We start from the raw sequence: 14,980 nt of genomic DNA, 5'->3' as shown, positions 1-14,980 counted from the left end.
TCTTTCCCCTCTCCCCTAAAATTGATAGATGTTGCAATTGCGATTCAGTTTGCCCCCTTTTAAGGACACCCACGCATGGTTGCTTGCGAATTTAGCCCTGGTCTTGAAGGTATTCCCGTTGCTCAGTCGGCCATTAGCTATGTGGATGGCCAAGCAGGCGTTCTTGAGTATCGCGGTGTCCCGATTGAGGAACTAGCGGAGAAAAGCACATTTTTGGAAACTGCCTTCCTCTTGATTTGGGGTTACTGGCCGAGCAAGGAGGAGTTGGCGGCCTTTGAGCACGATATTACCTACCATCGCCGCGTGAAATATCGCATTCGCGACATGATGAAATGCTTTCCCGACAGTGGCCACCCCATGGATGCCCTACAGGCCTCGGCGGGCGCCTTGGGATTGTTCTATTCGCGGCGGGCTCTCGACGATCCGGAGTACATTCGGGCAGCAGTCATCCGCCTCTTGGCCAAAATTCCAACAATGGTGGCGGCGTTTCAACTGATTCGCAAGGGGAATGATCCGGTCATGCCCTGTGATGAGCTGGACTATGCGGCCAACTTTCTCTACATGCTCAATGAGCGGCGTCCCGATCCCTTTGCGGCACGGGTATTTGATATTTGCCTGATTCTCCATGCCGAGCACACGATGAATGCCTCTACCTTCTCGGCGCGGGTGACGGCCTCGACATTGACAGATCCTTACGCCGTGGTTGCTTCAGCGGTGGGTACACTGGCAGGGCCACTCCACGGGGGCGCCAATGAAGAGGTGATCAATATGCTCGAAGAAATCGGCAGCGTTGAGAATGTCCGTCCCTATGTGGAAAAGTGCGTTCAGAATAAGATCAAAATTGCCGGCTTTGGCCACCGCGTGTATAAGGTCAAGGATCCCCGCGCCACGATTTTACAGAAGTTGGCGGAACAGTTGTTTGATAAGTTTGGCGGCGATCGCTACTACGACATTGCCCTGAAACTGGAAGAAGTGGTGGGTGAATACCTCAGTTACAAGGGGATTTATCCCAATGTGGACTTTTACTCGGGGCTTGTCTATCGGCGGTTGGGCATTCCCAGTGATCTGTTTACGCCAGTGTTTGCGATCGCCCGCGTGGCCGGTTGGCTAGCCCACTGGAAAGAACAACTGGAGGCCAATCGCATCTATCGCCCCACCCAAGTCTATACGGGTGCCCACAATCAGCCCTATGTGCCCATGGAGGAGCGCAATCATCGCCCCTAGCTCTTGATCCTCAATTCCCCCCCTGAAGACAGTCCTTTTCTGAAAATGCATATAGACCTAGGGCAATCAAATACTCTCCTGTACTTGCTTTCACAGCCTTGAGCGTGTTCCATCCTTGGGAAAAGGGCTGTAAGCTGCTTTATAGTGGCGGTACCCTTGTGGAGTTTCTGATGGCAAAGGCAAAATCAAGCAAACGGCAAGCATCGAAAACCTCAAAAACAGCAAAAACGGCGAAATCCACCCCACCAACCTCGACGCAGCAGGCAGCAACCATTGCGCCTGAACCCACCCCTGTGGATCCCGCCAGTCTCACCTACGAGGCGGTGATTGGCCTTGAAATTCACTGCCAACTGAGTACCCAAACCAAAATTTTCTCGTCTAGCTCGACCCAGTTTGGGGCACCCCCGAATACCAACATTGACCCAGTGTGTTTGGGTTTGCCGGGGACACTCCCCGTCTTGAATGAAAAGGTGCTCGAGTATGCCGTGAAGGCGGGCTTAGCCCTCAATTGTCAGATTGCCCCCTACAGCAAATTCGATCGCAAGCAGTATTTTTATCCCGACTTGCCGAAAAACTATCAAATCTCGCAGTACGACCTGCCCATTGCCCAGCATGGCTACCTTGAGATTGAACTGGTGGATGACAACGGCACCGCCCACCGTAAAAAAATTGGCATTACTCGCCTGCACATGGAGGAAGATGCCGGCAAACTGGTTCACGCGGGGAGCGATCGCCTGTCTGGCTCCACCTACTCCCTAGTGGACTTGAATCGGGCAGGGGTGCCCCTTGTGGAAATTGTCTCTGAGCCAGATCTGCGCACGGGTCAAGAAGCTGCCGAGTATGCCCAAGAACTGCGGCGTATTCTCCGTTACTTGGGGGTTTGCGATGGCAATATGCAGGAGGGGTCGCTGCGCTGCGACGTGAATATCTCCGTGCGCCCCGTGGGCAGCAACACCTTTGGCACCAAGGTCGAGATTAAGAACATGAACTCCTTTAGTGCCATCCAACGCGCCATTGACTATGAAATTGAGCGGCAAGTCGCTGCTGTGAAAGCGGGCGAAGCCATCGTTCAAGAAACCCGCCTCTGGGATGAGGCCACGCAGCAAACACGCACCATGCGGGTCAAGGAAGGCTCCAGTGACTACCGCTACTTTCCTGAACCCGATCTCGGACCCATTGAAGTCAGTGCGGAGCAACTAGCGGCATGGCGTACCGAGCTTCCCGAACTGCCAGCGCAAAAGCGGCACCGCTACGAAACCGAGTGGGGCTTGCCCCCCCAAGACGCCCGTGTGCTCACCGATGAGCGAGCCGTTGCCGAATACTTTGAAGCCACCGTTGCCGCCGGGGCACCCCCGAAATTAGCGGCCAACTGGATCATGGGGGATATTACCGCCTATCTCAAGGAACAAAAACTGGCGATCGAGGCACTACCTCTGAAACCTGCTGAATTGGCGGAATTGATCCAACTCATTGAGGCGGGCACTATCAGTAGCAAAATGGCCAAGGATCTGCTGCCGGAATTACTGGCTCAAGGTGGCTCCCCGAAAGCCCTCGTGGAGCAAAAAGGCCTCAGTCAAATCTCCGATGTGGCTACCCTAGAGGCAATGATTGATGAGGTGCTGGCGGCACACCCCAATGAACTGGAGCAATACCGCGCGGGTAAAACGAAACTTCAGGGCTTCTTTGTTGGCCAAATGATGAAAAAAACGGGTGGACGTGCCGATCCCAAGCTGACGAATCAACTCTTGGCCAAAAAGCTAAACGCCAGCAGTTAGAGCAGCGTGCAGCGTCGGTAACAGGTGGGCAATCAGTTGTTCAGGATAGACCCCTAGGGCAGTGGCCTCTCGTTCTGCCTGAAGGCCGGCTTGGGCATGCCACCAAACCGCACCATAGGTGGCGCTGAGGGCTTCCTGCTGCGCCAAAAGGCCACCAATGAGGCCAGTGAGAACATCCCCACTACCCCCTCGGGCAAGGGCAGGGGTACTGTGGGGGTTGATCCAAAGCTCACCCTTCGGAGAGGCAATGGCTGTGCGTGCGCCCTTGAGAAGAACAATGGCATTACTGCGGCTCGCGGCGGCGGTCACTTGATCAAGGCGATCGCCGGTGACAAGGTCTGGAAAGAGCCGCCGAAATTCGCCATAGTGGGGGGTCAAAATGGTCGGACTTGGCAGCGGCCATGGCGAGAGCGTCGCTAGGATATTCAGAGCATCGGCATCCAAGACAAGGGGTTGCCCGGCACCGAGAACGGTTTCCACAACGGGCACCGCCTCAGGGGTTAGCCCCGGCCCACAGGCAATGGCTGAGAACTTGCTCAAGTCTAGTGGTTCCGGCAAGCCAGCGATCGCCCCCCTCGCTGTTTCTGGACAGCCAACAACAATGGCATCGGGGACTCGTGAGAGCACAAGGGACTTCAGGGACTGGGGCACCGCCACCACCAGCATTCCCACACCCGTACAGCGTGCGGCGAGGGCACTGAGGAGAATACTGCCGCCAAACTGGGCAGAGCCGCCAATGAGTAACAGTTGTCCCTGCTGATACTTGTGGGTAATGGGCGATCGCGACAGGGGCAATTCTTGCCAACAGGAAGCATCTAAGCAATATCGCCGAGGCGCAGTCGCCAACACCGCTTCAATCAGCGTCGAGGGAATATCAAAGGGAATTAACACCCCCTGCCCCACCCAAGGCTGTGCTTCCTCTACCAGTAGCCCCCGCTTCCAGAGTCCTAAACAGAGGGTGCGATCGGCCTGAATTGCCGTACCCAAAACTGCCCCGGTATTACTGTGTAGCCCCGAGGGGACATCAATACTCACCCGTGGTTGCCGCCACGTGTTGATTTGGTCAATGGCAGCGGCAAGGTCACCCGTCAGTTCCCGCTCTAGGCCAAAGCCAAAAAGACCATCCACGATCAGGTCAACCTCTTGCAAGCTGTCCACTGTCTCGACAAAGGGCAGACCGAGAAAGCGGGCATAGCGGGCATGATCTGCCGTCAGGGGTTTCAAACGTTCAAAGGGCTGCCAGACCTTCACCCCATAGCCGCGGTGCCATAGTTCCCGCGCCACCACCAGAGCATCGCCGCCATTGTGCCCCGGACCGGCCAAAACCCCAACACGGGAATACGGTGGAAACTGACGCTGGAGAAAGTCGCTGAGGCGTTGTCCCACCTTTTCCATCAGGGCAGCCACTGGAAAGCCGGCATTGAACATCGCCCCTTCGATTGCCTGCATTTCAGCCGTGGTGACAATGGCTGGAAAGGGTGTTTTCATGACTGTCCCAGCCAACACTGACCCAAGGGAACCGCTTGGCGCGCACCTGTGACTTGGGGCAAATTCCCCGGCAAGCCCAACTCATGCCAGTAGGCGAGAATAGCGAAGGCGATCGCCTCTTTGGCATCCACCGGTACGCCCGCCGTCGCAGTGGTTTCCACGGGAATGTCTCCTAAATGCACCTGAAGGCGCTCCCTGAGAAAACGATTGTGGGCACCGCCGCCACAGAGGAAGAGCCGCTGCAGTTTTTGGGGCAAAAATTGGCGATAGCTCTCAACCATACTGCGAGCCGTAAATTCCGTCAGTGTGGCCAGCAGATCTGCAGGCGCCAGACCAGCAGCCTCAGTGCGGCATCGCTGCCAAAAGGGCAGACCAAAGTATTCTCGCCCTGTGGACTTTGGCGGCGGCTGCTGAAAGAAGGGGTCTTGCAACCAGTGCTCTACCAGTGGATCGATAATTTTGCCCTGCCGCGCCCATGCCCCATCGGCATCGTAGGTGAATTCACCCCCCGATAACTCCGTTACGGCCAGATCAAGCAGCACATTGCCAGGACCTGTATCCCAACCCATGACCCCTTTGCCCTCAGGATCCTCTCGTTGAGGCGGCAAGTAGGTGACATTGCCGATGCCACCGATGTTTTGCACACAGCGGACTTCCGTGGGATGACTGAGAAGACACCAATCGATCCGAGGCACAAGGGGCGCTCCTTGGCCGCCTAGGGCAATATCTTGAGCACGAAAGTTAGCAATGGTGGTAATCCCCGTGCGCCAAGCAATCCAATCTCCCCGTCCCAGTTGTAGGCTGTAGCCGAGGCGATCGCCCGTGGGGGGGCGATGAAAGACCGTTTGGCCATGGGAGCCAATGAGATCTGCGCGGGGATATCCCTGTTGAACCGTTTGTGCTGCCAAAGCAAAGGCCTCGGCGATCGCCTCATCCAACTCCGCCAACGCTGCAAGGGTCAAAGGTTTTGCGCCACAAATGTCGAGAATCTGCTGCCGTAGGGCTGTGGGATAGGGCACCGTACAAAAATTCAGCACCTGTACCTCAAGGTCGCGATCGCCCCCCTGTAGCTCCACTAAAACCGCATCAATGCCATCCACCGAGGTACCGCTCATGAGGCCAATAACGCGCATCTTCACCGCCTACAGCAGTTGATACTTGGTTTCCGCCAAGCGGTAGAGGGGGCGCCAAACCAAGCGGTTGGTCAAAACCACCAATAGTGACATGACTGCCGTGGCAGCCATCAGTAGGGGAAAATCCCCCCGAACGCTAGCCTCAGAAATCGTGGCCCCCAAGCCAAGGGTTTGCTCCGTTTGATTCTGAAATTCCACATATTCACTGACGATGCTGGAGTTCCAAGCGCCGCCCACCGCCGTAATGATGCCCGTAATCAAATAGGGAAAAATGCCGGGCAGGATCAGGGTGCGCCACCGCTGCCACCAAGAGAGTTGATAGACCACCGCTGCTTCAAATAATTCCGTGGGAATCGCTTGGGCACCGGCAATGACATTAAAGAGGATGTACCACATCGTGCCCAGCATCATCAGTGCCACAGAGCCAATCTCCAAACCCCCACCCACATTGGCCAGCGCCAACAGCAGCACTGGAAACAGCGCCGTAGCCGGTACCGATGCCGCAATTTGGACAATGGGTTGCAACACTTGAGCAGCACGGGGATTGCGACCGATCGCCACTCCCACTGGAACTGTCCACAGTAGGGAGAGAACCAGTGCCACCGCTACCCGCACCGTGGTCAGAACCGCCCCTAGACCAATTTGCTGCCAATCTTGCCAACTGACACCAAACATTTGCCGCAAAAAGGCGATCGCTCCCCAACCCACGAAGGCGGCAAAAATCAGCAAAATGATGGGGGTTATCGGCCAGTTGCCTTGGTCATTCTGGGGGGCAACGGATTGACGTGGGTGTTTGGGGCGCAACTGCTCATCCAGTCGTTCCCAGACGGGGGCAAAGATATTTTGGTGGAAGGCTCGCAACGTGGGCGATCGCCGCAGGAAATCAAGAACGAAGGATTTAGGCACATTCTCCGCCTCGACCATTTCCATCTTGAATTTTTCGCCCCAAGCAATGAGAGGGCGCCACACCAGAATATCAATTACAATAATGATGCCAATTAATACCGCCAGACCGTAGGCCAATGCTGCATAGTCCTGTTGGTTGGCTGCTTCCGCCAGATAGGAACCTAACCCCGGCAACGTAAAGGTTTTCTCGCCAATGGTAAAGGACTCGATCGCCATCAGGAAAAACCAGCCCCCCGCCACTGACATCACACTATTCCAGATCAGGCCAATGGCACCTGCCGGCAAATCCAGCGTCCACACCTGCTGCCACCACCCCAGCCGATAAATTTTTGCCACCTCCCGCAGCTCCCGAGGCACGCTAATCAAAGACTGATAAAAGCTAAACGTCATATTCCAAGCCATTCCCGTGTAGATGAGGATAATGGCCGCCAATTCCACGCCAATACGGCTCCCCGGAAAGAGGGCAATCAGTGCCAGCACCACCCCCGGCAAAAACGACAGCACGGGAATTGATTGCAGAATATCCAGCAGCGGCAGCAGGATTTTTTCAGCAGTGCGATTGTAGTAGGCAATATAGGAATAGAGGATGCTAAACACCAAGGAGATGATGTAGGCAATCAGCATCCGCAGCAGCGTTTGAGCGGTGTAACTGGGCAAGACCGCTGGACTCAGCTCAATGGTGATCGTGGGGTCATACTGTCCTGTAAACTGCGCCGCCGTGTTGACAATCCAAAAGATCAGGGCAATCAAGGCCAAAATAATCAGGCCATCTTGCCAAGTCCAAGCACGATTCAGCGTTTGATTATCGGGGGTAAGGGGGCGTGCCATCGCGGCCTCCAGCGGTAGTCTCCACGAGGCAAATTATAGCCACATCCCTGTAGCCACAAAAGTTAATGTCCAATGCAAGCCAGAACACCACCGGATTCCCTGACCTATGCCTAAGATTTAGGAGAGCATGAAGTTATCCCCCTCTCCTATGCTGTTTCGTCGCACCAAAATTGTGGCCACCATTGGCCCTGCCAGTCGATCGCGGGAAGTGATTCAGCAGATGCTAACCGCCGGCATGAATGTGGCACGGTTAAATTTCTCCCATGGTGACTATAAAGATCATGCCGAAACCATTACTCTGCTACGACAAGTGGCCAATGAAGCAGCAACCCCCTTAACCCTGCTGCAAGACTTGCAAGGGCCGAAGATTCGCGTTGGCCAGCTTCCTGAAGGGAGCATCGAATTAGTGGAAGGGGAGCAAGTCCACCTCGTGCCGCTCACTGAGGAAGAGACACAAGGCATTGGCATTGATTATCCCTATCTTGCCGAAGAGGCGCAGCCGGGGATGCAGGTGCTCTTGGATGATGGCCTCTTGGAATTGGTGGTCGAGGCCATTGCGGGAGATCGGGTCACCTGCCGGGTGGTGCAGGGGGGCACGCTCAAAAGTCGTAAGGGGGTAAACTTGCCGGATCTCAATCTGCGGCTGCCTTCCCTCACAGACAAAGACAAGCAGGATATTCAATTTGGCATTGAGCAGGGGGTTGATATTATCTCCCTGAGTTTTGTGCGCCGAGCTGAGGATCTCTGGGAGTTGCGGGAGTACTTGGCGGCCCACGGTGCCAGTGATATGCCCGTGCTGGCAAAAATTGAGAAACCCCAAGCAGTGGAAAATCTCTCAGCGATTTTGGGGGTGGCCGATGCAATCATGGTTGCGCGGGGCGATCTCGGTGTGGAGATGCGGGTAGAGAAGGTGCCGCTGCTGCAAAAGCAAATTATTCGCGAGTGCAACTACCGCAGTATTCCTGTGATTACGGCAACCCAAATGCTAGAGAGCATGATTCACAATCCCCGTCCGACGCGGGCAGAGGCCAGTGATGTCGCCAACGCCATTCTTGATGGTACAGATGCGGTGATGTTGTCGGGCGAATCTGCTGTGGGGGCTTTTCCTGGGCAGGCGGTGAAGATGTTGGCGCGGATTGCAGCGGATGTGGAGCCGCACCTTGAGTTTGACAATATGCCCGCCTACCGCAATGATGAGACCCATGCCCTAGGTGAAGCCTTAACCACCATTACTCAAATCCTCGATCTGCGGGCGATCGCCTGCTTTACGGAAACGGGCTATACCGCAACCATTGCCTCTGGGGAACGGGTGAAACCCATGATTGTCGCCTTTACCGATCGCCCCCGCGTTTATCACTGGATGAATTTGCTCTGGGGTGTGAAGCCGATTCTTTTGGAAACGCTGCCTATGACGTTTGAAGGGATGATTGCCGTGGCTGAAAACCAACTCAAGGAGCGCCAGATGGTCACTGAGGGCGATAAAATTTTGATTCTGGGCGGCATTCCTGCCCAAACTCTCCAAGGAACGAATTTTATTAAAATTCATACGATTAGCGCCTAAAGGGGAACAGAATCCGAGTGGGAGGCGGTCTGGAGAGAAACAAGGTTCATGAGTTTTTTGCTGAGCTGTGGTGAATACCGCTGTGAAACATCCGTTAACGCCTTTTTATACCCTCAGTCTTGCCGCGCTTCTTGTTGGGGGATCTGTGGTGGTTGCTGAGCGACCCGCCGTGAGCCAAGAAGCCCAACGTACCCTGACGGTTACAGGTCGAGGGACAGAAGCCATTTCAGCAACCCTTGCCCAAGTCAGCCTAGGGGTCGAGGTGCAAGGTCGCACGGCTCAAGAGGTACAGCAAGAGGTGGCGCGGCGAGCCAATGCCGTTTTGGCGGTTCTGCGGGCACGGGAAGTCAGTCAACTGCAAACCACGGGGCTGAGCCTCAGTCCCAATTATCAGTACACCAACAATCAGCGGATACTGGTGGGCTATATCGGGCGCAATACGGTGAGTTTTCGCATTGCTAGCGATCGCGTAGGGTCCCTTCTTGATGCTGCTGTCCAAGCTGGCGCAACCACGATTGACAATATTAGCTTCACCGCACCAGAGGCGACGATTGCCGCTGCCCAACGCACTGCCCTGCAGCGCGCGACCCAAGATGCCCAAAGTCAAGCCCAAGCGGTACTCAGTGCCCTCAATCTCCAACCGCGCCAAGTGGTGAGCATTCAAATTAATCAGGCGGCACCCCCGCCAAGACCCCTTGCCGTTCGCGCAGCAAACATGGCCGATAGCACCCCTGTGGTGTCCGGGGAATTACAGGTAGAGGCGAGTGTAACGCTGCAAATGAGCTACTAGGTCTCGGTAATGTCTGTTGATTTCCGTTGGTGGTTGGCGAGCGGTGCGGCCTTGGTTGTCATTTCCCCAGTGCTAGCTCAGGCGCCGGCAACAATTGAAAAACCGCAAAAAGTGCTCCCTTTGCCGGGTGCCCTTGATCGGGTGCCTGTGTTGAATAGCAATAGCCCAGAGGTGGTGCAGCGATCAGGGATTCTCCTGTCCACATTTCCGCCAGAGGGCAAAGCAACTCCTAGTGCCCACTTGAACTTTGCTTTTCGCGATCGCTTTGATATTTTTGCCCACCATATTGCGAAGCCCCTCGACCCGCAGGATCTCACGACCCTCTACCTAGGGATTCTCGCCTACAACCCCAGTTCTGAACCGGTAACGGTGAATTTGATCCATGCCGCCAGTTACTTGAGTCAGCCGGATGCGCCCTTTCGTCCTCTGCCCAACCAGCAGGCCAATGATCTCGGCCAAGTTTTTGCTGGTCCGGGCGATCGCGTCATGCTGGATATTTTGCGACAACGGCGGCAATCGGGATGGCCCGCACAAATCATGATTCCCCCGCGCAGTTATGCCCTGATCGCCAATTTACCGATTCCGGTCAAGGGACTCGACCCCCCCCTCAATGGCCGTTCGCTGCTGATTCGTGCCCGCAGTAGTGGCAACCTCTACCTCGCCAGTTTAGCCCGCTTTGGCAATGAACCGCCGACCCTAGAGCAATGGCAGCAGACACTGACGGCAGGGGAATTGGTCACCCCCCGCGATCGCGCCCCCACCCCCCCCGATCAAGGGGGCAGCATTATCTATGGCCGAGTGGCGGGTGTCGCCCTTGGCTCCCGCTGGCACAATCCCCAACAACAACCAATTCCGATTCCCGCCGCGGGGACCGCCTTCTCCTATCCCATTAGTTCGTTAGTGGCAGGGCGCTTGGGCACAGGACAAGTGCAAACGGCTCCCCTCGTGGTGCGCTATCCCGATACGGCCTATGCTGCCCATGGCAACTATGGCATTGAATATGATCTGGTGCTACCGCTACAAAACACCAGCGATCGCCCCCAGACCCTGCGCCTTGCCCTCCAAACCCCCATCAAATTCGACGCCCCCGCCAGGGGCTTACGGTTCTTTGCTGAACCACCCAACCGCATCTTTTTCCGAGGCAGTGTCCGATTGCGCTTCCGCGATGATCAAGGCACCCCCCAAAGTCGGATCATTCACCTTGTCCAACGCCAAGGCCAGCAGGGGGACGATCTGGTGCGGCTCACGCTACAACCCCAAGAAATCCGCTGGGTACAGTTCACCCTGCTCTATCCGCCGGATGCCACCCCCCCGCAAGTGTTGACAATTGAAACCTTGGCAGATCCTCTGTCGCGCCCCTAAGTAAAATAAGAAAATCCCCTCACCCTTGCTGATCGGGTTAGATCAGCCACATTTTTTATGAAGGGCTACCATGCTAAATCCAGACCTTTCTACGATTGAACTCACGAAAGACGACTATGAACGCTATTCCCGCCATCTGATTTTGCCAGAGGTGGGTGTTGAGGGTCAAAAACGCCTCAAAGCTGCCAGCGTGCTTTGCATTGGCACGGGTGGATTGGGATCGCCTTTGCTGCTCTATCTCGCCGCTGCCGGTATTGGCCGCCTTGGCATTGTAGATTTTGATGTGGTGGATAGCTCCAATTTGCAACGGCAGGTGATCCACGGCACCTCTTGGGTGGGCAAGCCGAAAATTCAATCGGCGAAGCACCGCATCCTTGAGATCAATCCCTACTGCCAAGTGGATCTCTACGAAACTCGCTTGAGCGCCGCCAATGCCCTTGAGATTATGGCGGACTACGACATTGTGGTGGATGGCACCGATAACTTCCCCACCCGCTACTTGGTGAACGATGCCTGTGTGCTCCTGAATAAGCCCAATGTCTATGGCTCCATCTTTCGCTTTGAGGGCCAAGCCACGGTCTTTAACTATGAAGGCGGCCCCAACTATCGTGATCTCTATCCGGAACCGCCGCCACCGGGCCTAGTGCCCTCCTGTGCGGAAGGGGGCGTTCTTGGGATTCTGCCGGGTATTATTGGCGTCATCCAAGCCACGGAGACGATTAAAATTATTCTTGGCAAAGGCACAACCCTCAGTGGCCGCCTCTTGCTCTTCAACGCCCTAGAGATGAAATTCCGTGAACTCAAGCTGCGCCCAAACCCCGAACGGCCAGTCATTGACAAGCTCATTGACTACGAAGAATTCTGTGGTATTCGCCAAGCCAAAGCACAGGAGGCCGCCCAAATGGCAGAAATTCCCGAAATGACCGTCCAGGAACTCAAAGCCCTCATGGACAGCGGTGCCCAAGATTACGTTCTTGTGGATGTGCGCAACCCCAACGAGTACGAAATTGCTCGGATTCCCGGCGCTGTACTCGTTCCCCTCTCGGAGATTGAAAATGGCCCCGGTGTGGAGAAAATCCGCAATCTGGTGAATAGCCATCGCCTCTTGGTGCACTGCAAGATGGGGGGTCGCTCTGCCAAAGCCTTGGGCATACTGAAACAGGCTGGCATTGAGGGGATCAATATCAAAGGGGGCATCAACGCTTGGAGTCAGGAAGTCGATCCCAGCGTACCCACCTACTAACCCCAACTTGAGGGCGGGGCTGCGTAAGGGGATGTTGCGATACATGAACTTTCTTAAAGAGATGAACGCTCTCTCTCGCGCGATCGCCCGCCCTTGCCTAGAATAACCACTTAGGTTCGTGCCTGTGCGCGGACATGACGGAATGCTAGGGAAATAAAAATCATGGCAGAAGAACTGGTTAAGCCATACAATGGTGATCCCTTTATCGGTCACCTATCTACACCCATTTCTGACTCTGGCCTAGTCAAGACCTTTATTGGCAATCTCCCCGCCTATCGTCAAGGCCTCTCGCCCATCCTGCGGGGGCTAGAAGTAGGGATGGCTCACGGCTACTTTGTCATTGGTCCTTGGGTCAAGCTCGGTCCCTTGCGGGATTCCGATGTGGCCAACTTGGGCGGTTTGATTTCTGGTATCGCCCTGATTTTGATTGCCACAGCTTGCCTAGCCGCCTATGGCCTTGTGAGTTTTCAAAAGGGTGGCAGCAGCAGCGATCCCCTGAAAACCGGTGAGGGTTGGAGTCAGTTTACGGCTGGCTTCTTTGTGGGGGCTATGGGTGGTGCCTTTGTTGCCTTCTTCCTCCTCGAAAACTTTGCTGTTGTGGATGGCATCATGACCGGCCTCTTTAACTAGGGCCTTGGTCACACTTTACTTTTGATCACCCAGAAGGAGAACCGCTGATTATGATGGGATCTTACGCTGCATCCTTTTTGCCTTGGATTTTTATTCCCGTAGTGTGCTGGCTGATGCCCACGGTGGTGATGGGGTTGCTGTTCCTCTACATCGAAGGAGACGCCTAAACCGAGGGGTAGCTTATCCAGCTAAATACACAGAGTGAATTGCGAACTGGTTGGGGAATGTCCTAGCCAGTTTTTTATTGTTAACCAGTTTTTGTTTGGCGAGGGATCCTCAAGCCGCCGCGCCACTCAGCCGTTTTTTCAGGGAATTCACCCGCCGTTGGGCGATCGCATTGTTGGGGTCGTATTTCAGGGTGTGCTGATAGGCCTCAAGGGCTGGCTGGGCTAGATTCTTTTTCTCATAGGCATGGCCTAGGTTGTTGGCAGCCGTGATGTACTCAGGCTGATTTTTCAGAGCCTCCTTGTACTGGCGAATTGCGAGATCATACTGCTCCTGCATGAAATAGGCATAGCCAAGGGCATTGTAGATGGGAGCCACATAGGTTTCACCTTCACTTTCAGCCGCCTTCAGGGCTTTTTGAAACAGGGGAATCGCTTGACTGGCCAGTTTCTTTGTCAGGTAGATGCTGCCGAGTTCAAAGTATTCTTGAGTGGTCCCTGGTTCCTGCTTGAGTTTTCGTTGCAGGCGTGCCAAAGTAGATTCAATGCGGCGGGTTTTGAGGATTTGTTTGACCACAAACCAAGCTGAGACGCCGAGTAGAATAATCAACACACTTAAATAAACCGCAGGTAAGGCATTCTCCATGGTAAGTCGTATCCCCAGTAACAACCGATCATTCTAAAATTGAGGCTCTACGCATTTATTCCTTAGGTCTATGATAAACAGAGGCGACCCCTTTAACCCTAGAAATCTCGCAATTTAAGCCACTGACTATGAATCCACCTGTGGTTCCCGGCAATCGTCCCCTCACCCCCCAGCAAAAGGACGGGTTGGCGTGGGTTGGGCGTTGGGGCGGTCGGGATGTGGTGCTGGCGATCGACCTCACGGAAAGTGTCGGCCTCAATGATCCAGGGCGGCTCCACCTACGGCAGATCATTGAAAAAACCTTAACCAAGGGGGACACCGTTCATATTCTGCCCTTTGCCATGACGGTGCGATCGCCCGTGGTCTTTGAATACCAAGGGTCTGTGGATATTCCCAAAATTTTAGAAGCGGTGCCCATGAATGCCGGCACTGAGCAGGGTACCGATATTATGTGTGCCGAACTCTTTGTCTATCGCTATTTGGCGCAACTCAACCAAGACCGCCTCCACAATCAGCAACCGATCAAAAACCAGTCGGTGATTTGGATTACGGATGCTCCCCTCAACCTTCCCCAAGGGCAAGCGGATCAATGGATAGAAGTCCCCAATAGTGTCTGTGGTCTAGCCGATACCCCAGAAGCCCAAGAGCGCAGCCAATGGTTTGCGGCTCTACCAATGCAGCAGCGCAGTATTCAGCCCGGCAACTTTCAGCTAACCGTTGTCGATGTGCCAGCCACAGTGCAGGAATTTTGTACCCCTAAACCCGGCGGCGGCGACATCTGTCTAGTGGACGCCTATCTTCGGGGACAACTGGGGTGGCAGATTCTGCTGGCGAGTGTCTTGGGGGTGTTGGTTCTTGGGGCTGGCTTGTGGTTCGCTGTGCATTGGCTGCGGCAGCAAATTCCTTGGTCTGTCACTGTTCAGGTGGGGGATCAAGAGTATCGCTTTGCCCTCAAGCATGGCCAAAAAATTGGTGTCGGCGGTAGTGTCGCTGGTACGTTCTTGGTGGTGCCTTTGCCCAGTATGATGGCGATCGCCATCCTTGAACGGCGAGATCAAAACCTGATCATTCATGCCCTAGAATCAGGAGAACTCACCTGTGATGGTCAGCCAATCTTTGGCTCGATCACCATTCCTAAACAGCGTAGCTTTGCTCTCCTTGCATACAAGGATAAAATCATCAGGATAACCCTATAAAGTGATTCCTTAAGGTTGATCTCTTTCGTTTAGC

13 protein-coding genes are annotated in these 14,980 nt (G+C 54.8%); 9 read left to right on the top strand and 4 right to left on the bottom strand.

The genetic code is table 11. The annotated features are described in order from the left end of the window. Positions 1-75: 75 nt before the first annotated feature. The gene (locus RHJ31_RS02460) at positions 76-1,224 is read left to right on the top strand and encodes a citrate synthase (protein ID WP_302677246.1); all 1,149 of its coding nucleotides are present in this window, start codon (positions 76-78) and stop codon (positions 1,222-1,224) included. Positions 1,225-1,496: 272 nt separating this feature from the next. Further along, entirely contained in the window at positions 1,497-2,999 is a 1,503-nt protein-coding gene (gene gatB / locus RHJ31_RS02455; RefSeq protein WP_302677783.1) for an Asp-tRNA(Asn)/Glu-tRNA(Gln) amidotransferase subunit GatB, read from the top strand. Here the strand turns inward: gatB and RHJ31_RS02450 are convergent. From RHJ31_RS02450 to RHJ31_RS02440, 3 genes are read right to left on the bottom strand one after another with little or no spacing between them, the layout of a single operon-like run. Further along, complete coding sequence (locus RHJ31_RS02450; protein WP_302677245.1) at positions 2,982-4,487, bottom strand: NAD(P)H-hydrate dehydratase; 1,506 nt, start codon at positions 4,485-4,487, stop codon at positions 2,982-2,984. The genes gatB and RHJ31_RS02450 overlap by 18 nt on opposite strands. After that, positions 4,484-5,620, bottom strand: a complete 1,137-nt coding sequence (locus RHJ31_RS02445; RefSeq protein ID WP_302677244.1) for an anhydro-N-acetylmuramic acid kinase — start codon at positions 5,618-5,620, stop codon at positions 4,484-4,486. The genes RHJ31_RS02450 and RHJ31_RS02445 overlap by 4 nt, the downstream gene beginning before the upstream one ends. Before the next feature lie 9 nt (positions 5,621-5,629). Beyond that, positions 5,630-7,354: an ABC transporter permease subunit gene (locus RHJ31_RS02440; protein WP_302677243.1), complete on the bottom strand. Its 1,725-nt coding sequence runs from the start codon at positions 7,352-7,354 to the stop codon at positions 5,630-5,632. A 127-nt stretch (positions 7,355-7,481) separates the two neighbouring features. Here RHJ31_RS02440 and pyk point away from each other — a divergent pair, with 127 nt between their 5' ends. The 6 genes from pyk (at position 7,482) to RHJ31_RS02410 (ending at position 13,107) form a co-directional block, all read left to right on the top strand. Next, positions 7,482-8,915, top strand: a complete 1,434-nt coding sequence (pyk, locus tag RHJ31_RS02435) for a pyruvate kinase (protein ID WP_310445724.1) — start codon at positions 7,482-7,484, stop codon at positions 8,913-8,915. A 67-nt stretch (positions 8,916-8,982) separates the two neighbouring features. Further along, a complete protein-coding gene (locus RHJ31_RS02430) occupies positions 8,983-9,705 on the top strand; it encodes an SIMPL domain-containing protein (protein ID WP_310828515.1) in 723 nt (240 codons plus the stop codon). A 9-nt stretch (positions 9,706-9,714) separates the two neighbouring features. Continuing rightward, positions 9,715-11,067 carry a DUF3370 domain-containing protein gene (locus RHJ31_RS02425; RefSeq protein ID WP_206200918.1) on the top strand — a complete coding sequence of 451 codons (1,353 nt, stop codon included), beginning with the start codon at positions 9,715-9,717 and terminating at the stop codon, positions 11,065-11,067. A 70-nt stretch (positions 11,068-11,137) separates the two neighbouring features. Next, positions 11,138-12,310 (top strand): molybdopterin-synthase adenylyltransferase MoeB, encoded by a 1,173-nt coding sequence (moeB, locus tag RHJ31_RS02420; RefSeq protein ID WP_302677240.1) that lies wholly within the window; start codon positions 11,138-11,140, stop codon positions 12,308-12,310. A 162-nt stretch (positions 12,311-12,472) separates the two neighbouring features. Further along, the gene (locus RHJ31_RS02415) at positions 12,473-12,940 is read left to right on the top strand and encodes a photosystem I reaction center protein subunit XI (RefSeq protein ID WP_302677239.1); all 468 of its coding nucleotides are present in this window, start codon (positions 12,473-12,475) and stop codon (positions 12,938-12,940) included. Positions 12,941-12,990: 50 nt separating this feature from the next. Then, complete coding sequence (locus tag RHJ31_RS02410; RefSeq protein ID WP_149820283.1) at positions 12,991-13,107, top strand: photosystem I reaction center subunit VIII; 117 nt, start codon at positions 12,991-12,993, stop codon at positions 13,105-13,107. A gap of 109 nt (positions 13,108-13,216) precedes the next feature. On the opposite strand, the gene RHJ31_RS02405 is transcribed toward RHJ31_RS02410, so the two are convergent. Next, complete coding sequence (locus RHJ31_RS02405) at positions 13,217-13,750, bottom strand: tetratricopeptide repeat protein (protein WP_206200915.1); 534 nt, start codon at positions 13,748-13,750, stop codon at positions 13,217-13,219. A gap of 128 nt (positions 13,751-13,878) precedes the next feature. Between RHJ31_RS02405 and RHJ31_RS02400 the strand changes: the two genes are divergently transcribed. Further along, complete coding sequence (locus RHJ31_RS02400) at positions 13,879-14,946, top strand: hypothetical protein (protein WP_302677238.1); 1,068 nt, start codon at positions 13,879-13,881, stop codon at positions 14,944-14,946. Positions 14,947-14,980 lie beyond the last annotated feature (34 nt).

The sequence above is a fragment of the Thermosynechococcus sp. JY1331 genome (assembly GCF_031583475.1).
Lineage (GTDB): Bacteria > Cyanobacteriota > Cyanobacteriia > Thermosynechococcales > Thermosynechococcaceae > Thermosynechococcus.
Note: the sequence above shows the minus strand (reverse complement) of the source record. Positions and strands in the feature narration are given on the sequence as shown.